Source organism: Microcystis sp. M049S2, assembly GCF_020245625.1.
Taxonomy (GTDB): domain Bacteria; phylum Cyanobacteriota; class Cyanobacteriia; order Cyanobacteriales; family Microcystaceae; genus Microcystis; species Microcystis ichthyoblabe_A.
On the sequence record NZ_JADBUN010000107.1, the window covers coordinates 16664 to 34227 of the forward strand.

General features: G+C 43.8%; 21 protein-coding genes and 2 tRNA genes. 8 read left to right on the forward strand and 15 right to left on the reverse strand.

The window, feature by feature from the left end:
* Window positions 1-154: 154 nt before the first annotated feature.
* The 3 genes from IM496_RS09045 to plsY all read left to right on the forward strand — a co-directional run bounded on the left by IM496_RS09045 (window position 155) and on the right by plsY (window position 2835).
* On the forward strand, window positions 155-1180 hold the full coding sequence (locus tag IM496_RS09045) for an ABC transporter ATP-binding protein (RefSeq protein WP_149107602.1): 1026 nt from the start codon (window positions 155-157) through the stop codon (window positions 1178-1180).
* An 82-nt stretch (window positions 1181-1262) separates the two neighbouring features.
* A complete protein-coding gene (gene fabG, locus IM496_RS09050; RefSeq protein WP_002799931.1) occupies window positions 1263-1958 on the forward strand; it encodes a 3-oxoacyl-ACP reductase FabG in 696 nt (231 codons plus the stop codon).
* Between the two features lie 193 nt (window positions 1959-2151).
* The gene (gene plsY, locus IM496_RS09055; RefSeq protein WP_502861779.1) at window positions 2152-2835 is read left to right on the forward strand and encodes a glycerol-3-phosphate 1-O-acyltransferase PlsY; all 684 of its coding nucleotides are present in this window, start codon (window positions 2152-2154) and stop codon (window positions 2833-2835) included.
* 203 nt (window positions 2836-3038) lie between these two features.
* Here plsY and IM496_RS09060 read toward each other — a convergent pair whose 3' ends face one another.
* Both IM496_RS09060 and IM496_RS09065 read right to left on the reverse strand, forming a co-directional pair.
* A complete protein-coding gene (locus IM496_RS09060) occupies window positions 3039-4037 on the reverse strand; it encodes an Npun_R2821/Npun_R2822 family protein (protein WP_287661768.1) in 999 nt (332 codons plus the stop codon).
* 236 nt (window positions 4038-4273) lie between these two features.
* On the reverse strand, window positions 4274-5779 hold the full coding sequence (locus IM496_RS09065; RefSeq protein WP_287661769.1) for a hypothetical protein: 1506 nt from the start codon (window positions 5777-5779) through the stop codon (window positions 4274-4276).
* Window positions 5780-5906: 127 nt separating this feature from the next.
* Here IM496_RS09065 and IM496_RS09070 point away from each other — a divergent pair.
* Window positions 5907-5979: transfer RNA gene (locus IM496_RS09070), tRNA-Glu, on the forward strand.
* Window positions 5980-5998: 19 nt separating this feature from the next.
* On the opposite strand, the gene IM496_RS09075 is transcribed toward IM496_RS09070, so the two are convergent.
* The gene (locus tag IM496_RS09075) at window positions 5999-7348 is read right to left on the reverse strand and encodes a sensor histidine kinase (protein ID WP_194016032.1); all 1350 of its coding nucleotides are present in this window, start codon (window positions 7346-7348) and stop codon (window positions 5999-6001) included.
* A 320-nt stretch (window positions 7349-7668) separates the two neighbouring features.
* Between IM496_RS09075 and IM496_RS09080 the strand changes: the two genes are divergently transcribed.
* The 3 genes from IM496_RS09080 (at window position 7669) to IM496_RS09090 (ending at window position 9333) form a co-directional block, all read left to right on the forward strand.
* Window positions 7669-8142 (forward strand): EVE domain-containing protein, encoded by a 474-nt coding sequence (locus tag IM496_RS09080; protein WP_287661773.1) that lies wholly within the window; start codon window positions 7669-7671, stop codon window positions 8140-8142.
* A 3-nt stretch (window positions 8143-8145) separates the two neighbouring features.
* Window positions 8146-9000, forward strand: coding sequence for a prohibitin family protein (locus IM496_RS09085; protein WP_002799939.1), 855 nt, complete (start codon window positions 8146-8148; stop codon window positions 8998-9000).
* A gap of 261 nt (window positions 9001-9261) precedes the next feature.
* Window positions 9262-9333, forward strand: a tRNA-Gly gene (locus IM496_RS09090).
* Between the two features lie 62 nt (window positions 9334-9395).
* Here IM496_RS09090 and IM496_RS09095 read toward each other — a convergent pair.
* The 5 genes from IM496_RS09095 to IM496_RS09115 form a co-directional block, all read right to left on the reverse strand.
* Entirely contained in the window at window positions 9396-9665 is a 270-nt protein-coding gene (locus tag IM496_RS09095; protein ID WP_287661774.1) for a type II toxin-antitoxin system RelE family toxin, read from the reverse strand.
* Window positions 9662-9880, reverse strand: coding sequence for a hypothetical protein (locus IM496_RS09100; protein ID WP_287661775.1), 219 nt, complete (start codon window positions 9878-9880; stop codon window positions 9662-9664). Before IM496_RS09100 ends, IM496_RS09095 begins: the two co-directional genes overlap by 4 nt.
* A gap of 178 nt (window positions 9881-10058) precedes the next feature.
* Window positions 10059-10457 (reverse strand): type II toxin-antitoxin system VapC family toxin, encoded by a 399-nt coding sequence (gene vapC, locus IM496_RS09105; RefSeq protein WP_194016021.1) that lies wholly within the window; start codon window positions 10455-10457, stop codon window positions 10059-10061.
* Window positions 10444-10656: a type II toxin-antitoxin system VapB family antitoxin gene (locus IM496_RS09110; protein ID WP_002758634.1), complete on the reverse strand. Its 213-nt coding sequence runs from the start codon at window positions 10654-10656 to the stop codon at window positions 10444-10446. Before IM496_RS09110 ends, vapC begins: the two co-directional genes overlap by 14 nt.
* Before the next feature lie 269 nt (window positions 10657-10925).
* Window positions 10926-11765 (reverse strand): DUF6602 domain-containing protein, encoded by an 840-nt coding sequence (locus IM496_RS09115; RefSeq protein WP_194016017.1) that lies wholly within the window; start codon window positions 11763-11765, stop codon window positions 10926-10928.
* 331 nt (window positions 11766-12096) lie between these two features.
* Here IM496_RS09115 and IM496_RS09120 point away from each other — a divergent pair, with 331 nt between their 5' ends.
* A complete protein-coding gene (locus tag IM496_RS09120) occupies window positions 12097-12273 on the forward strand; it encodes a hypothetical protein (protein ID WP_287661776.1) in 177 nt (58 codons plus the stop codon).
* A 232-nt stretch (window positions 12274-12505) separates the two neighbouring features.
* Here IM496_RS09120 and IM496_RS09125 read toward each other — a convergent pair whose 3' ends face one another.
* From IM496_RS09125 to IM496_RS09155, 7 genes are read right to left on the reverse strand one after another with little or no spacing between them, the layout of a single operon-like run.
* Entirely contained in the window at window positions 12506-12643 is a 138-nt protein-coding gene (locus IM496_RS09125) for a hypothetical protein (RefSeq protein WP_002781859.1), read from the reverse strand.
* A gap of 4 nt (window positions 12644-12647) precedes the next feature.
* Window positions 12648-12863 carry a type II toxin-antitoxin system HicB family antitoxin gene (locus IM496_RS09130; RefSeq protein ID WP_104398414.1) on the reverse strand — a complete coding sequence of 72 codons (216 nt, stop codon included), beginning with the start codon at window positions 12861-12863 and terminating at the stop codon, window positions 12648-12650.
* Window positions 12860-13054 carry a type II toxin-antitoxin system HicA family toxin gene (locus tag IM496_RS09135; protein WP_104398413.1) on the reverse strand — a complete coding sequence of 65 codons (195 nt, stop codon included), beginning with the start codon at window positions 13052-13054 and terminating at the stop codon, window positions 12860-12862. Before IM496_RS09135 ends, IM496_RS09130 begins: the two co-directional genes overlap by 4 nt.
* A 3-nt stretch (window positions 13055-13057) precedes the next feature.
* Entirely contained in the window at window positions 13058-13285 is a 228-nt protein-coding gene (locus IM496_RS09140) for a hypothetical protein (RefSeq protein WP_002781858.1), read from the reverse strand.
* A complete protein-coding gene (locus IM496_RS09145) occupies window positions 13273-13578 on the reverse strand; it encodes a hypothetical protein (RefSeq protein ID WP_002781857.1) in 306 nt (101 codons plus the stop codon). The genes IM496_RS09140 and IM496_RS09145 overlap by 13 nt, the downstream gene beginning before the upstream one ends.
* Window positions 13578-16901, reverse strand: a complete 3324-nt coding sequence (locus tag IM496_RS09150; RefSeq protein WP_287661778.1) for an Eco57I restriction-modification methylase domain-containing protein — start codon at window positions 16899-16901, stop codon at window positions 13578-13580. The genes IM496_RS09145 and IM496_RS09150 overlap by 1 nt, the downstream gene beginning before the upstream one ends.
* A gap of 56 nt (window positions 16902-16957) precedes the next feature.
* Window positions 16958-17398: a DUF29 domain-containing protein gene (locus IM496_RS09155; RefSeq protein ID WP_002799947.1), complete on the reverse strand. Its 441-nt coding sequence runs from the start codon at window positions 17396-17398 to the stop codon at window positions 16958-16960.
* Between the last annotated feature and the right edge of the window lie 166 nt (window positions 17399-17564).

A 17564-nucleotide genomic window follows, 5' to 3' on the forward strand; every position in this document is an offset into this window, starting at 1 on the left:
TTCTCTGGGGATGAGGCCAAATCCCGTCAAAGTTTATCTTGATCGGAAAAGATAAACATAGCTGTACCAGATTTTGCAGTGGGGAATCTGGGTTAAAATAGACCGAGAAAGTTAACAAAAAAATTGTCTCGCTCAAGTGGGCGAAAATCAGCTTATGACCCTTGCGGTGGCGATCGAAAAGTTAAAAAAATCCTACGGTCAGACAGCAGCGGTTAAAGATATCTCCTTTACCGTGGCAGCGGCAGAAATCTTCGGTTTACTCGGTCCCAATGGTGCGGGAAAAACCACCACGATTCGCTGTCTTTGTACCCTTGCTAAACCCGATGGCGGCAAAATCGAGGTGGGGGGTGTCGATGCCCTGAATAACCCCAAATCCGCCCGTAAACGCCTAGGTTACGTTGCCCAAGAAGTCGCCCTCGATAAAATGCTCACGGGCCGGGAACTGTTGCAACTACAAGCGGCTCTATATCACATTCCCGCTCAAAAGTCAAGAGAGCGCATCAAAGAATTAATAAATCTTTTAGGATTAGAGGAATACGCCGACAAAAAAACGGGGACCTATTCCGGCGGCATCAAAAAACGGCTGGATTTAGCGGCGGGATTACTGCATCAGCCGGAAGTTTTGGTGCTGGATGAACCGACTGTGGGCCTCGATATCGAAAGTCGTTTGATTGTCTGGGATTTTCTGCGACAATTGCGGGCAGCTGGAACCAGTGTATTAATTACCAGCCATTATCTCGAAGAAATCGACGCTTTGGCCGATAACTTGGCAATTATCGACAATGGTATCGTCATCGCTCGCGGTACCCCCTCACAACTGAAGGAGCAACTGGGCGGCGATCGCATTACCCTAAAAGTGCGAGAATTTTCCCCAGAGGAAGAAGCTTTCCAAGCGAAAGAATTATTATCCCGTCTGCCTTTTGTCGAGGAAGTGATCGTCAATACCGCCCAGGGTAACTCCCTTAATCTCATCGTCACGGCCAATAGCAATCCTTTAAGCAAAATTGAACAAACCCTAGCCGAATCGGGATTACCCGTGTTTAGCATGGCCCAATCCCGTCCTAGTCTCGATGATGTCTATCTAGCAGCTACCGGACGCACCCTGATGGATGCGGAAATTGCCGCCGCCAGCAGTCGCGACCTGAAGGCGGAGAAAAAACAAGCGATGAAGGAATCCTAGCCCGGCGAGAAAGGCTGTAATATTGCCTAATTGCCCGGTTAAATCATCTATAATTGGAGCGATCGACTATCTATCAATCAATATGAAAGATAAACGGGTATTGCTGACCGGCGGTACGGGAGGACTGGGTTTAGGAGTCACTCCGGCGGTTTTACACCATGGCGGTCATCTAACCATGACCTATCGGGAGGAAAGGGAGGTGGGTCGTCTGAAATCTCGGCTGAGTGCGGCGGAATTTGAGCGTATTCGCTTTGTCAGGGTGGATTTAACCCAAGAAACTGCCGTGGCTAGATTAATTGATGATCTCGGTCGGGTCGATGTTTTAATTCATCTAGTCGGGGGTTTTACCATGGGGGCGACGGAGGAGTTTAGCTATGAAGATTGGCTAAAAATGTTTGATTTAAACCTCCATAGCACTTTTTTACTGTGTAAACACTGTTTACGCTCGATGAAACTCCATAATTATGGTCGTATCGTCACTATCGGTTCTCGTGGTGCCGTACAACCGGGGGCAAATCTGGCCGCCTATTGTGCCTCGAAAGCGGCGGTAGTGGCTTTAACCCAAGCGATCGCAGAAGAAACCAAACAGACTAATATTACTGCTAACGTGGTTTTGCCAAGTGTTATCGATACTCCGGGCAACCGGGAAGCGATGGGAGAGGCAAATGCCAAGGACTGGGTAAGTCCCCAATCTCTAGCCGAGGTGATCTGTTTTCTAGCGGGGGAAGGGGCGAAAGACTTGCGCGGGGCGGCAATTCCCGTCTATGGTTCCCTGTGAGTGGTTTTTGTCTTCGGGCTGATACACTGATAACGGCGCTCGCTCTTGCTAAAAATTGGGTTTAAGCTAAGACGCATTTAACCCGCTTATTCTTAGATTAGCCGAACCTCCCCCAATCCCTTTACTGTTGCCTTTTGCCTTTTCCCTCTTGCCTCGTCTCAACAAGCAATTTAAATTACGAACAGCTTAATTTATGCTTATTCCGATTCTTATCAGTGTTACTATCTTACTTTTATCCTATCTGCTCGGTTCAATTCCCACGGGTTATTTAATCGGTAAATACAGCAAAGGTATCGATATTCGTGACTATGGTTCCGGTTCCACCGGGGCTACCAATGTGTTGAGAACTCTGGGAAAAACTGCTGGGGCGACGGTGTTATTAATTGATATGTTAAAAGGAATGGCGGCGGTGGCCCTGGTACGCGGGCTATATTTTGTTGATGTCAATCCTCTCCCAGAAAGTTGGTATTACTGGTTAATTATCGGGGCAGCATTGGGGGCAATCATCGGTCATAGTAAATCGATTTTCTTGAATTTTAGTGGTGGTAAATCCGTCGCCACCAGTTTAGGGGTTTTATTAGTGATGAATCCCCTAGTGGCTTGCGGAACTTTGGCGAGTTTTTTAGTTATGCTCGCACTTTTCCGGATTGTTTCTTTAGGTTCGATTATCGGGGCGCTGGTGGTGAATATTTTAATGGTTATTTTGGGTCAACCTCTCCCCTATATTTTATTTAGTTTGATGGGGGGAATCTATGTGATTGTTCGTCATCAGGGTAATATTAAAAGATTGTTGGCAGGGACGGAACCAAAAATAGGTCAGAAAGTACAGCCATCATCGGAATTAGGTTACAGCGTTTCTTCTACAGATGAAGTGTAACCTAATTTGCTATCATCCCCAGACGACTGGCTAATGTTTCCCGTTCCCTAAAACCAGAGACTTCCTAACTCACCCTTAAGATAACTGGTACTAAATCCATTGAGTATAAGCTACATATCAGGACAGGCAATAGGCAATAGGCAAAAGGGGCAATAAATAATCAGTCTTTAATAACCTGAAAACTGATTATTCACTCCTAATTATTATTTTCCTAAGCCGAGTTTTCTGGTTACTTTTTGCCAAAAAGTTGGGGTCGGTGGTTGATAGGGTTTGGGACTACCGGTAAATATAGGACGTTGACTAGGTTCGTAGAGATAACGATAGTGTAAGAAAATATCTCGATAGGGAAAATCGAGATTTTCACCGCTACAAAGTCGAGTAAACAGAGAGGAAGATAAACCAATGTAGTGAAGGTATGTCAACCGTTTGCCCTTATCGTAAAGAATATTATCTAAAGCCTGAAAATGGGGAGAGGTGACACAGCAGCCGGTGCGTTCTTCTTTAGGCAATTGAAGAGCTAGATTCGAGATAGCACAATTTGAGCGCATCATCATATAATTTAACAGAGGTTGATCTACTGCCATAGGATAAACTATTTCTGCTTCTCCTGCTCGCAATTGTTCGATTAGCCAATTGCGGCGTTCCTCGTCAAATAAACCTTTTTTTGAGCCATAAAAACCCGAACAGAAAATTTCTTGGTTAAGACGTTCTTGGGAAAAGATTTCTAATAATTTTGGGGAAGTAACTTCATAAACGTGGGTGATATCTTTGTGCTGAAAATCGTAAACCACACAATCATAATTATCTAACTGTGCAAAAACCTGATCTAAGGGACTCATCAAGAGGGTATCACCATCCATGTAGATAAAGCGATCGAATGGCCCATCAAAGGCACAATAACGACGATGGGTACCAAAACGATGATAACCTTTGCTACCAGCCTTTAACCAGCGTTCTTTAGCGGTAGGATGGGGTTCCCAAGCAGATTTAGCGAAATTATCCCAGAGATCGATCACGTCTCGATTATCAAATAACTGTACGTTAGGACGTTGAGCAATTTCCGCTCTGATCCGTTCGATGTTGTCATCGTAGGGATAGACACAAACAGGAAGATCTTTTCCCCCATTTACCTCGATGCTATTGAGTAGAGCGATTAATTGATCGTAAATGCGATCATTGGCTAAGGTACAAATACCGTCCATAAGTAATCCCAAGGAAAAAATTAAAACCTATTATCTTTGCCGTTAGTTTAGCTTATTTTTGTCGATAAATTTCGGTAATTTCAGATTATGACCATGACCTTAACTGCTGATCAGTCAATGCTCATTCAAAAGCGAAGTGCAACGCCTAAGATTGATAGAGGTAAGTCTCTAAAGATAGTCTCAATTTTCTCACAACAGAAAGACTACCCGATCAACTATACCCAAAACCGATCGATTTAACGTTTGCGTTTGAGTAATTTAGAAATGCGTCGATCGTACCGCAACCAACGCCAAATTTTAATAACTAATTCCTCTACCCATAAAATAATCGCATCTAATCCCTCTAAAATCCGTTCTAAGGGGTGTTTAACGTAGCCGACGGGGGTTGATTCGGTTTCTAACCATTCTTCGTTAATTGGTTGAATTATCTCCTTAGCATAGCGGGGATCTAATTGGGTGGCAGGGGGGGATTCTCCAGGAGTAATTTCAGCGGCGGCTGTAGGGATTTTTTGTAAAGATTTATCTTGTTTTTCTTGACTAAAAGCTTTTTCTGTGATGCGAGGCTGGGACGGGGTGACTGGGGAGTGGGGAAGGGAATTAGCGGGGTTAAGGCGGGGTTTTTCGGAGTCTTGGGGAGAAATAGCCAATATATCGGCTGATTCTAGCCAAGGTTGCTCGCTGATGGCGGAAAATGTCAGGGATTGGCGAGAGGAAAAAAAGTGATCGATCGCCGCTTGGATGAGTTTGCCGATCGTGAAGGGATCCGCTTGGGTTTGTTTTTCTAGCCAATCCTGGAGACGTTGCTTGAAGGTGATCAGCAGAGAATTAGGAAGACTTAGGGGATATTGTGCCGATAAAGCGGGGGAATCAGCACTATATTCTAAATTATTCTTCTCTTTTGCCCAGAAATGCTCGATCGCCGCATAAATTAACCAATAAAGTCGCCAGAGATAGGAGGAATTTTTCTCCAGATTCGGGGACTGGTTAACGAGATCGGAAGGGGGTTTAGAGGTGTGGCTCAAACTGCTGGGGATTGCGAGAGAGATAGCGAGAAATTCAGCCTCGAAAATCGCTAATTTTTCGTCAATGACTTCTAAAATCGCTTGGGAATTTAAATTAGGCAGTGGTAAGGAGGGTGGTGTCGTGGTTTTGACGAGATGGGATTCTTGGAAGAGATTTATGGCGATCGCTATTTGTCCCTGTTGTTCCCAGCGTAGTAGGTTCCAAAACCAACGTATCGGAGGCAAGACAGGATTTTTGTCGGTAAAATTTGGTAATAAAGGCGGATACTGAGGATTTAATCGCTTAATTCTCCGTTTTTCGAGGGCGTAGTTAGCCAGTGCCGTCCTAATTTGTTTTTCTATTTGTCTTTGGGTTTGATTATCGGTGATTTTAACGGTCTGGTGATCGTTAGTGACGAAAACTAAAGCTTGATCCTCTAGATCGGCTGCTATGCCAATAAATGCCGTTTCTTGGTCGGATAAGCTCTGGAGAAATTCCGCGATCGCATCAGTACCCTCTTTGCCGGGGGGTGATAATTGTTTCTGGAGACTGTTCCCCAATTGATTAGCCGTCACCCGCAGCGATTGTACCAGCAAATAGACGGGATAGAGGGCTATTTGCAGGGCAAGAGTGATCGCATTTTGACCGCGACGGGAAACGCGGCCGAGGTTATCTTTCAGACGGATCAAGCGACGGTTGATCAGGTTGAACAGTCGGCTTTTATAGGGATCGGCAGCCATGGATTTTGGGCGATAACATCTTCATTTAGACTATCCTATTGTGCAAGGGCGGGATAAAAAAATTTTTTGCCAAAACCCTTGACTCCCAGAAAGATTATTGTTATATTTAAAAAGGTCTGAAATCCACGCCCCCATCGTCTAGTGGCCTAGGACACCTCCCTTTCACGGAGGCGACAGGGATTCGAATTCCCTTGGGGGTATGAAAAAAAGTCAGAGGTGTTAAGCTTCTGACTTTTCGGTTTTTTTCTCCCGTTGATGGCTTTTTGGTAGGGTGACGGTGAAGATTGTTCCTCGATCGATCTGACTTTCGACGCTAATTTGTCCATGATGACTGAGGGTAATCGCTAAAGCGATCGCTAATCCTAATCCTGTTCCCCCGGAAGTGGCAGAATTTTGTCGTGCGGGATCGAGACGATAAAAGCGATCAAAAATATGAGACAAAGCAGCCTCGGGAATCCCGATTCCGTTATCTTTGACGCGCACCAGTAACACCGATTGTCGATCGCGGTTACTTTTTTCCAATTCCACTGCCACATTTTTAGGCTCAGATTCGGGCAAAAAAGCGTGTTTTAGGGCATTAGAAATTAAATTTGTGAATAAACGAGCTAATTGATCCCAATCTCCCTCCATAGTAAACATTTCATCGCTGTAGGAAAAATCCTCTTGGTTCGGTTCCACAATCGACAAAGAGAGGCAAATTCCCTGCTTATCGGCGATTAAACGCTGTTCTTCCACCACTTCCATCAATAAAGCATCCAAAGGTACAGCTTGCTCGATCGGTTGGACGATGCCACTATCAGAACGGGCTAAAAAAAGCAGATCATTGACTAAATTGCCCAATCTTTCCGTTAAACGCTCGATCACCTGCAAGCGTTGATCGCCAGTTTGGGGATAAGCGATCGCCATTTGCACGTTAGTTTGAATAGTGGCGATCGGATTGCGTAATTCATGGGAAGCATCGGCGGTAAATTGTTTTAAACTCTGATAGGACTCTTTTACTGGTTGAATGGCTAAACCGGACAAAAACCAACCAATCCCAGCGACACTGGCAATCATCAGGCAAATTCCGACGATTAAATCCAATAATAGCTGTCTAATCGGTTTTGTCACCTCAAACCAAGGATGACTTACCCGCAGATATCCCAAAACATAATGATCGATTTCCACCCTTTCGGTTATTTGTCGCAGCAGACGATCATCGGATAAGCGAATAGTTTCCCCTTGACGGTGGGGATGGAGGGGAATATCTAAGGATTCAGCCAGAGTTGACCAAACTAGATTACCTTGGGGATCGAACCATTCCAAATCTATATGATCGTCCTCCACGGATTTACCCTGACTGGGAAAACTTGCAAGGGGATCGACGCGATAACGTCCTTGGTTCGGGGGAATCGATTCGATCACGAGGGAACGATTTACCACCTCAATGATGTGTTTGAGGGTATCATCAATGCGATCCACTAGGGTATGCCGCACATAAAAATACATTCCCGTAGCGAGAAAAAGCAGTAGTATGGCAGTAACAACAGTGTACCATAAGGCTAAACGGCGGCGAGTGGCTTGGAACACCGATAATCTATGGATTGGCTAGAGATTTTTAGGGCAATGTATCCTATTTTACAGCTTATTTGAGCGATTTAATAGTGGAGAATAAATTATTTTTAGCTGTGGGGAAAAACTGACGGTTGCCAAGAATAGCTAGACTTGAAGGCTCATAGTCCTTAAAAATTGCTGCTAACAAAAGTATTTTTAGATACATTCTTCCCAATAATTGTTTGAATAGAACTACAAAAGCAGCTAAAGTGAATTATATTTAATCCTATGGCAACAAGGCTGACAGGAAAGGCTAAAAATATTTTTGAGCTTATTTGAATTAATAACAAGTATAAATGATGAATTTAAATTATTGGTTAATGAAATCGGAACCCCATGTCTATAGTATCGGGGATTTAAAAAAAGACGGTCAAACTATTTGGGAGGGAGTGCGAAATTATCAGGCCCGCAATTTTCTCCGTCAGATGAAGCGGGGAGATCTGGCCTTTTTTTATCATTCTAATACCACCCCGCCGGGGATTGTCGGCTTGATGCGCGTAGTGGAAACCGATATGATCGATCCCACACAATTCGATCGCGATAGTCCCTACTATGATTCTAAATCCTCTCCAGATTCCCCACGCTGGTGGACGGTTAAAGTTGAGTTTGATCGCCTTTTTCCCCAAATGCTGCTCCTAGGAATTTTAAAACAAAATTTTACCGCCGATGAATTATTATTAGTAAGGACAGGAAATCGTCTGTCAGTGATGCCTGTCAATCAAGTGATCGCCACAAAAATTCTCGCTTTAGTCCCTCGTCAAGGAGTATAAACTATGAACCAAAAAGATGCTATTAATTTACTTTCCCTGATCGGGGGATTATTGGTCACTATTGTCATTTTAGCGGCCTTTAATGCCTATGTGATTATCACTCCCGGACAAGCGGGGGTTTTAAGTGTTTTAGGAAAAGCTAAGGACGGGGTTTTATTGGAGGGATTGCACTTTAAACCGCCCTTTGTTTCTAGTGTCGATATTTACGATGTTACGGTGCAAAAATTTGAAGTTCCCGCCCAAAGTTCCACGAAAGATTTACAGGATTTATCCGCTAGTTTTGCGATTAATTTTCGTCTCGATCCGACTCAAGTAGTGGTCATTAGAAGAACCCAAGGCACCCTGCAAAATATTGTCGCTAAAATTATCGCCCCTCAAACCCAAGAATCCTTTAAAATTGCCGCCGCTAAAAGAACCGTAGAGGAGGCAATTACTCGACGCAGTGAGTTAAAAGAAGACTTTGATAATGCCCTATCGACTCGGTTAGAAAAGTATGGTATTCTAGTCTTAGATACCAGTGTGGTAGATTTGAATTTTTCTCCGGAATTTGCCCGGGCTGTCGAAGATAAACAAATCGCAGAACAACGGGCCCAAAGAGCCGTTTATATCACCCAAGAAGCGGAACAACAGGCCCAAGCAGAAGTTAATCGCGCTAAAGGGAAAGCTGAGGCACAAAGACTATTAGCAGAAACTTTAAAAGAACAGGGGGGAGGATTAGTTTTACAGAAAGAAGCGATCGAAGCTTGGCGCGAAGGTGGGGCGCAAATGCCCCGGGTTTTAGTTATGGATGGATCGGGAAAAAATAGCGTACCATTTTTATTTAATTATAGTGATTCTTTTCCAGAAAATACCCCCTAAATTCCTGTCCAAGCTCAGAGGCATTTTCAAAGAAACCTTGCCAACTTCTCAAAATTACCCGGTGATATTATCGACAAATGGCATTTAAAACAATCTCTAGCTCCTTGACTCTTTGAGGATGAAGAAGTTGAACGGTGAATATTTTTGATCATCCGCTGGCGAGTCTATTTAGCGTTTCTGGACAAACCGGCGCGATGATGAAAAACAGCCTAGAGCAGTTGCTCTTGTCGGGGGGTCAATGCTATGATTAGGGATGGTTTTGCGGGTATAGTTCAGTGGTAGAACGTCACCTTCCCAAGGTGAATGTCGCGCGTTCGAGTCGCGTTACCCGCTTCTGACGACAATGGGAATCTTCCCTAACATTCCCCAACTGGGCCTACCAGAGCGGCACCGCACTACAATTGATCCAGCAGCATATCGTACTCTGCATGGGAACCAACCCAGAACCAAATCACCGTATCATCCTCTAATTGACCGACAGCACGATAATCCCTATTGATGCGTGCAGAATAGATGGGCAGCTGTGGATGGACTTTCTTGAATCGCAAGCTGGGATAGCTTGGGTCTTCTTTGAATTGCCGATACGCTTTACGGGTATGCTCTTGAATCGGTTTTGGAAGATCTGCAAACATCTCCCGAAAACGAGCAGTGGTACAAGACTTCACAACGTTTCTGGGTCTAATTCTTGAGTCTTGCCCAATCGATGTTCTGCCATTGCTTCGGCTGCTAGTTTAGCCAGCAAGTTTGGTGAGCGGGTAAAGGAGTCATTCCATCGCTTTTCTTCTTCGAGTTCTGTCAAAATTAGGGTTGCGATCGCGTCCTGTTGATCGGTTGACAAGGTTTGTAATTGGGCGATCGCCTGCTCAAGTCGTTCAGTCATAGACAACATCTAACGTATAGGGCTTAATATATTCTAGCCTCCACGTTGCTACAGCGATGGCGTACTGCTACCCAGTGCCTTCAGCATCGCACTTAAACTCACAGCTTTAATACATGGGCATGGTGCGTTCCCAAAAATCGATCGGTGGAGCAGTGGGAGCCAGATTAGGGAACCCACCCTAGGGCCGAAAACGGAGATTTTGAAGAGATCGCACTTGAGCAATGGTTTCAAAATCACGGTCGTTGTGAATTAGAAGCAGATCATTTTCTAGTGCTGCTTGAGCAATACAGCAATCAATTGGGCTGCGAACAGTCAATCCTTGACGACGCAGATCATAGTAAATACGTGCAGCTGCTTGCCAGGAAGAAGGTGTGAGTTCAACATAATCCTGCACTTCGAGGTAAGTAGAGAGGATTGTCCACTCTTGCTCGTTTAAGCTCCCTTGAAGCAGTTCCAGCTGAGTAAAGCGGGTGAGTAAAATCTCACGATTTGCAATTAACGTTTCCAGTTGCTGGCGAACTTGATCACCACGACTGCGGAAGACGCTGATCCACACAGATGTGTCAATCAGCAACATGACCGGTTTCCCGTAGGGCTTTATAATCAAAATCTGGGGCAAATTGAATTTGTCCGGCAAGGTCGAGAAGGTTTTTCTTACGGCGCGATCTCACGAATTCTTGTAGAGCAAGATTCATTAGTTCCTCTTGGGTGGTGAGGTTAGTCAGTTGAAAGGCTTCCTTGAGAAGCGATTCATCAAGGTTGAGGGTAATTTGCATAGGATGGATATTAGATTGAAGTATGGGTGATTATTCTCTCTACATTTTAATCCGATAGATGACTAACCCACCTCTGAGCATATCTTTGTTAGTTGGCTCTCAAGCTTTAAGCTACATAGGGCAATGGCGTAGTGCCTTCGGCATCGCACTTTAACTCACAGTTTCAATCAATGTGCATGGTGCGTTCCCCAAAATCGATCGGTGGAGCAGTAGGAGCCAGATTAGGGAACGCACCCTACAAGATCTACAAGATCGGCGATCGCTGGAAGCTAAATTTCATCGATTTTCGCGCCTCCAGTGATTATTCCCATATAGTCAGTCATTTCAGGATACAAAATAGTTGCACTTGATGTCATTAGAAATAAGTACGAACAAAATAGCTTGAAATGTACATATAAGTTATCTTGAGGAATGGTTAATCTGCTTTTTAAGTTTGCATTTAAAATGCAAGGGTACATCAGACTTTTATCATTTGTGTCATAGTAATGAAAAAGTCCATCTTCAATACTTAAGATAAGATTGTGTCTATGACGATATTCAACTTCATCTCCATATATTGATAGCATTTCACCAGGCATATCCTTTAATTCAAAATCAAGCTTCTGGCAAATTATAAAACTAGCTATTTGATCGTATGGTTGATACTTGGGATCAAAGTTTCCTTTCGCATACCGCTTAATGCAAACTGGATGAATAATTTTTTCTCGCAAAGCCTTGATTTTGCTGAGTTTTATAAGAGCTTCTTTCAATTCTGTCTTCTTTAAAACTGACTTAATCTCACCTACTGCAGATACAGTTTCCACTGGGAAAAATCTTTGCATCTCGCCAGAACCAATTAGAGGAGTTACATTTGAATCATAAACAATCACGTCACATTGTGTACTTACATCTCCATAAGTGTTTATTAAAAAACCATGATCAATTTTTAGCCTCTCAGGTATAAAAAATCGCAAAAAGTTTTTAGCAACATTTTCCCTATAAGTACCAAACTCTCCGGGATGTATGAGAGAACCAACTTCTTCATCGTAAAAGAGTCTTCTTGAAATATTAAGATAGGAGTTTTTAAATATTTCGATCTGCTCTATCAAAAGATTCTCAAAAATATTCATTGGGCTAATTTTCTTATAGATTGCCAACCAATCATTTTCCTATGAGATTTGAGACTCATAAGCAATATCAAACAGCGGGTGCAAGGATTTTGTGCGGAGCCAGCTAACTACATATTATAGGTCAACTTGCTGTATAATACTCTCCAGAGTAACGATATAGGTCAACTTTCCCTATATCACCCCCAAAAGCGTGTTAGCCAGATTAGTTTACTGCAAACAATCTCCTTTAAGGAGACTGATCACAGAATCACTCTAGGATTCTAGCAAAGATTCTTAGATCTGACTGCACTTTGTCACAAAATTTTACTATTATTTCGACACTCTTAATGATATGAGAATACTGTCAACAAATACCGATGGACAGTGGGAATTTCAAGCTTGGGGAGAAACTGTAAGACTCGTTGGTACTTGTACCAAAAAGCGGGTTTGGGGTGAATCAAGAATCCCCCGTCACAGCGTCAGCTTGACGGCGGGAGTGTCAAAAGTATCCCATACTCAACGGACTTAGTATAACACAGTTTACTCACAAATGGTAGAATTAAATCGATGCTCCGTTGCTAATATTCTGGTCGGATTTCATCCCCCGCAAAGGTGAGTATCTTGTCGAAAAATGTAGCGGGGGCATTCATCCGACATTTTAGGTAACAATAGATGCTTTGCCTTAATCACTAACCATCCAATCATAGTTCACCTCTCATTTCTTTCTTTTCTCTTCACTTTTTACTTTTGCCTTTTTACTTTTAACTTTCGCTATCGCGCCCCATGCGGTATTTGATGTCGTAGTTGATGAAGTCGAGTTCTTCCTCGGTGAAGCCATGGTGTTGGATGAGGATGCGATTTGCCAGAGGCAACGCTTCGTGAACGATAGCAAAGTTCATCAGTTTATGCAGCAACTCCAACCAATCCAACTTTAGTTATTGGTTCTGGAATGGTTTCCCCGCGTTCTTGCAAAACCTCAAGGTAAAGTTCAATCGCTTCTTTAATATTTTCCTGAACTTCTTCAAAGGTATCTCCAATACTCACGCAACCAGGCAAGTCGGGAACGATTGCTCCCCAGTTTGTTTCACCTTGTTCGTAAATGACTGCATACTCTTTCATGGTCGATCCTCCAATTGAGCTTGTTTCCAAATCGATGCTAATGTTCCTTTGGGTATGTCGTCTCCGGGTTTGCCAGGAACAACCACGATCCCTGACTTTGTTTCATGGGCAAGAATTCGATGGCTACCGCGCATTCGGATTTGATACCAACCATCGGTTTCTAATCGTTTGAGTACATCACGGACTTTCATCAGTCAAGAAATACCCGCCAATCGACCCATCTCAACGCTGACAGCATCAAAGCGGTTATCGCTAGGATGATAGGATAAAATTTCCATGCCAATCGGTTCGCCTGTTGTTTCATCTTTGATTAATATCACGCCATCCCCAAGTTCTGTGGCAATTTGATTTTTTCGGGGCGGTTGCCAGAAAACAGTGAGCAGTTGCATTTCAGGTTCGTAGTAGATTTTTACTTGCGCCATAGGGTTTCTCCTTCTTTGATTGCATCAGTTTGGTAAGCTGTGATTAGAAATCCATCTCCATTTAAACGTCGAGCGACGGCAACGACCCATCGCTTTTCTTTCAAAGTCAGGTAAAACAGCAACAGATTTGGATCGCGGCTACTGCGACGAATTTCATCGGGACTGTTTAGTGCTTGTCTGACTTCGGCTTCGAGATCGGCAATGTCTGGATGTTTGACGATTAGTTTTTGCCAATATTCTTCTGAGGTGCGGACGGTGAAGTTGAGGGGAGTGAGGATTTCAAATTTACTCATCAATCATCCCCTCCAGAGTCTCTGCCCATTCTGTACTTAATGTCGTAGTTGATGATGAAGTCGAGTTCTTCCTCGGTGAAGCCGTAGTGTTGGGCAAGGATGCGATCGATTTCGTCAATGATGAGCTTTGAGAGTCGTGGCTGAAAGGATTGGATAGTCAGAACACCATATTTCCCATAATTATTAGTGAGATATTGAGAGTTTCTTTGGAAGTCTTGCATTAACTCATTTACAAGATCACTGAGAATCAATATCAATTCAGATTCAACTTCATCCATTGACAGCCTGAATTCCTCAATTTCTCTTCGGTTGACATTTCTAACATCAGAATAGGAATTGAAAAACCAGAAGAAAAGATTGGAATTTAAGGCGGCAATTGCAATATCTTTCAATGCATTAGATGGGAAGGATAGAATCTTTAGTTCTGATGGCTCAATTACTTCACCCTGGACATTAGAGATTCTAGGAATAAAGTTATAAAATTGCACAAAATATCTAAGCTTTCTTGTGTAATAGATAATATGTTGACCTTGTTTAGAAAGAAATGTAGCTAATGACTTTTGCTCTGACATTCGCGTGAGTATATTAGCCTCTATCGCTGAAGATATCTTGGGGATTGAAGTCCCAACTAAATTTAATGAATTATTGTGCTTGACAAATTTGATTTGAGCAAAAAGATTATCTCTCTCTTCTGCGAGCCAACGCTTATACCCTTCAAGATGAGATGATGTCTGCGTCTCTTCATTAATTTTGTGCGTAAGCCAGATCGTCAAACGCTTCTCCACTCCGGTAAATAGTTTGGAAGGGCGTTCTGCAAAATTTAGGTTCCATGATATACATTTCTGACTCTTAAAAGACGTTCTTAAGGAGTCAAATCCATCTGTGCTTACAATGGAGACTGGAACAATCATACCAATCCATCCTTTTTTGAGTAAAAGGGTTAAAGAACGCTCCATCGTAAATGCATATAAATCTGCACAATCTATAGTTTTAAAGCCTCGAACTGTATAAGTATTTTTTACGGTTTTGTACTCAACATAAGGTGGATTGCCAATAATCACATCAAAGCCACCGCGATTAATGATGCTGTAAAACTCTACAAACCAATGAAACGGCTGATGACTTTCCTTCCATTTCTGAAAAGCCCCTGACTTTTTCGACAAACCCAACTCATATTCTTCCGCTAAATAGCGATCCAACTCCTCCCGCAATTGTGCCAAAGCCGCCTTTAATAACCGCTTAGATTCTGCAACATCCGCACCCGCAATAGAATCTTGCACTTGCAGCGACTTAAACCGCTTAAACTCCATATCCGCCGCCACCGCACCCTGCACAATCCGATTCAACACCCCATCATCAAAAATTAAACGACCTTGCCCGGTTTGGGTATCCCTTGCCATCGCCTCGCAAACTTCATTCAGCGACGCAAACCCCACCAACGTATTACCCGCCCGAATATTAAAATCAATATCCGGCAACGGTTCCAGTCCAAAGTTTTGCTTCTTGGGTTGGGGTTCCATCTGCGCCACCAGCTTCAGGAATAGCCGCAGCTTGCAGATTTCCGTCGCTTCCTCCATGATGTCCACACCATAGAGGTTGTTGAGCATGATCGACTTCAGCACAAAATAGCGAAGATTAGGGTGCTTCGCCATCTCTGCCAGCACCTTGCGGAAGTATTCATAACGCGGTTTTGCCTCTGGTTCCTGTGAGAGCCTCAGATCATCCTCATCGACAAACCCCTGCATCCGTTCCAGACAAGCTGTATAGAGTGGCTCCAGAATATTCAACGCCGCAAACAAAAACGCCCCCGATCCACAGGTGGGGTCTAACACCGAGACTTGTTCGATCGCTTGATACAATGCCTTCAGCAAATCCGAACTTTCGCAACTGGTGATCACATCCTGGGTGAATTGGCGAATATCCAGGTTGTGGGTAATCAGGTCATTGATCTGGGTAACTTCTCCTGCAGCCAGTTTTTGCCGCAGTGACCAACACCGCTTGCGCCGCGCCACATACTCCCGCCAGGTTTCTGTGGGTAGGGCAAATCCATCGGCAGCAGGCTTATTCCAGCCGCCTCGTTGCGAGACATCCTCAATGCCAGCGGCAATCTCAGTCGGGAGTTCGAGATCTACACCCTGACGAACCGCAGGATAGATGTAATGGTCAGGATTTTCTTGCAGCAACGCCCATACCGCCCCTTCTGGCTTAAACGCCACCTGACAGCCCTTCTCTGCTTGGTCAAACAAAAAGGGAAGAATCGTGTTCTTGCTGATGTATTCGGTGATGTCTTCCTTGGTGTAGTACGCCCCCATTTGCTTCTGGTTGATGTACTTCTCAAAGATGTAGCCCAGTACATCGGGTTTGATTTCGTTTTGGTTGCGAAGTGGTCTGTCGTCTAAGTGCCAGTCGTACTCATCAAAAAAGTTAAAGACTTGCTCAAACGCTGCATCGGGAATTTGCAGGGTGCGATCGTACTTTTCCTCCAACTGATGGACTTCAAACAAGCCGCCATTTAGATAGGGAATTTTGCCCAAGATTTTGTCTAATTCAGGATTGCGATCGGGCTTGCCTAACCCCTCATGAAACAGCTTCAGCAAAAACTGTCGATAAAACGAATGAAACCTATCCGTTCCCCATTCTGCCTGACACCGTTTGAGCCGATTTCGCAAATAATTTATATCGCCATCCAGAAAGTTTTTCTTTTGGATGAAATAAACAAACATCAGCCGATTGAGCATCAGCGAAGCATACCAGATGCAATCAAATTCTGACTGAATACCTTGAATAAATTGAAGAAATTTCCCGTGTTCCTTTTCAAATCGGGTAAAGAATTTCTTGGTGACTTTCTCGACATCAAAAGCTTTTTTGACTCGCCCGGCGACTTCCACCAGGGTTAGCTTTTCCTCTTCCGCAAATGCGATCGCCAACGCCTCTAACTTCTGCAACAACCGCTCCGCCGACTGCCCCACCTGATATTGCTCAAATCGAGGGGCGAGGGGTTTTCCCAGTTCTTGCCGCACCCACATCCAAATTTGTTGGGTTTTGCCCTCATCGCCAAATACCAACAGGTGGGATTTGCTGTAGTCCGTCAGTTGGCGATCGAGCTTCACCCGGATTGGACGGGTTGGAATTTCTGGGGTGATGCACTTGAATACAGTGAAGCCGCGCTTTTGAGTAATAGAAACCACCTCAAAGGGTTCGCCATCCACCTCAAACGGTAACGTGACGCGATCGACCGTATCCCAGCCCAATTCTTCAATGAACAGAGACTCAAAATCAAACTTCTGGAGATACTTTTGGGCGCGTTGGCGATTCAGTGGCATAGAGTTAAGGGCTTGGAGAATTAATCAGCAATACATCTGGAAATATGATGTCAAGCCTAGTTCAAAGTCTGAGGAAAATTAGGGTCGAAAATTTGCTCTGGTGTGTACTGACAATCGGCGGGTAAATCTTGATCGTCCAAGGGCGTTTCGCGCACCACTAGATCAATCCCAGATTGATAAGCGTAGGCGATCGCCTCTTCTAGATAAGGCTTGAGGCTAGGGTTTGCTTGCATCAGTCTTTGAATCGCTCGTCGTTGTTCACGAATAGTAGCTTTCCAGCTTTTGCTACGGCGTTCGGGCTGGTAGTCCCACTTAAGAAGATGACCAAGCAAGATTGCTAAACGGTTCTCTAATTCTTGCCGCTGTTGTTTACCCAAAGATTCAATTTCCTCGACCAAATTCACAATATCTAATCCCTTAAAATCGCTTATTTGGAGTAACTTAGATTGCTCCAAAGTCCAAGCATAAAAATCTGTTTCATAGAGATTGGATCGCATCGTTTCTTCTCCTAAGTAGGTAGGCGTTAAAAGTTGTCAGATGCCCCCCTTATTAAGCTATCCCTTATAGGGATCTTTCTTAACAATTTTTGCAGTAAGCACTCCAACCCTTATCCTGACTTGATTTCAGTTTTTTCTTTGTCAGTAAGGGTGTCAACAAGGAATA

What these genes read in the sequence shown, in the direction of transcription:
- IM496_RS09145 (WP_002781857.1), bottom strand. Translation starts at nt 13,578, where the DNA reads ATGAGTAAATTTGAAATCCTCACTCCCCTCAACTTCACCGTCCGCACC.
- vapC (WP_194016021.1), bottom strand. Translation starts at nt 10,457, where the DNA reads ATGTTGCTGATTGACACATCTGTGTGGATCAGCGTCTTCCGCAGTCGT.
- IM496_RS09115 (WP_194016017.1), bottom strand. Translation starts at nt 11,765, where the DNA reads ATGAATATTTTTGAGAATCTTTTGATAGAGCAGATCGAAATATTTAAA.
- plsY (WP_502861779.1), top strand. Translation starts at nt 2,152, where the DNA reads ATGCTTATTCCGATTCTTATCAGTGTTACTATCTTACTTTTATCCTAT.
- IM496_RS09085 (WP_002799939.1), top strand. Translation starts at nt 8,146, where the DNA reads ATGAACCAAAAAGATGCTATTAATTTACTTTCCCTGATCGGGGGATTA.
- fabG (WP_002799931.1), top strand. Translation starts at nt 1,263, where the DNA reads ATGAAAGATAAACGGGTATTGCTGACCGGCGGTACGGGAGGACTGGGT.
- IM496_RS09150 (WP_287661778.1), bottom strand. Translation starts at nt 16,901, where the DNA reads ATGCCACTGAATCGCCAACGCGCCCAAAAGTATCTCCAGAAGTTTGAT.
- IM496_RS09065 (WP_287661769.1), bottom strand. Translation starts at nt 5,779, where the DNA reads ATGGCTGCCGATCCCTATAAAAGCCGACTGTTCAACCTGATCAACCGT.
- IM496_RS09125 (WP_002781859.1), bottom strand. Translation starts at nt 12,643, where the DNA reads ATGAACTTTGCTATCGTTCACGAAGCGTTGCCTCTGGCAAATCGCATC.
- IM496_RS09080 (WP_287661773.1), top strand. Translation starts at nt 7,669, where the DNA reads ATGATGAATTTAAATTATTGGTTAATGAAATCGGAACCCCATGTCTAT.
- IM496_RS09155 (WP_002799947.1), bottom strand. Translation starts at nt 17,398, where the DNA reads ATGCGATCCAATCTCTATGAAACAGATTTTTATGCTTGGACTTTGGAG.
- IM496_RS09130 (WP_104398414.1), bottom strand. Translation starts at nt 12,863, where the DNA reads ATGAAAGAGTATGCAGTCATTTACGAACAAGGTGAAACAAACTGGGGA.
- IM496_RS09100 (WP_287661775.1), bottom strand. Translation starts at nt 9,880, where the DNA reads ATGACTGAACGACTTGAGCAGGCGATCGCCCAATTACAAACCTTGTCA.
- IM496_RS09110 (WP_002758634.1), bottom strand. Translation starts at nt 10,656, where the DNA reads ATGCAAATTACCCTCAACCTTGATGAATCGCTTCTCAAGGAAGCCTTT.
- IM496_RS09120 (WP_287661776.1), top strand. Translation starts at nt 12,097, where the DNA reads ATGAGAATACTGTCAACAAATACCGATGGACAGTGGGAATTTCAAGCT.
- IM496_RS09060 (WP_287661768.1), bottom strand. Translation starts at nt 4,037, where the DNA reads ATGGACGGTATTTGTACCTTAGCCAATGATCGCATTTACGATCAATTA.
- IM496_RS09135 (WP_104398413.1), bottom strand. Translation starts at nt 13,054, where the DNA reads ATGAAAGTCCGTGATGTACTCAAACGATTAGAAACCGATGGTTGGTAT.
- IM496_RS09045 (WP_149107602.1), top strand. Translation starts at nt 155, where the DNA reads ATGACCCTTGCGGTGGCGATCGAAAAGTTAAAAAAATCCTACGGTCAG.
- IM496_RS09140 (WP_002781858.1), bottom strand. Translation starts at nt 13,285, where the DNA reads ATGGCGCAAGTAAAAATCTACTACGAACCTGAAATGCAACTGCTCACT.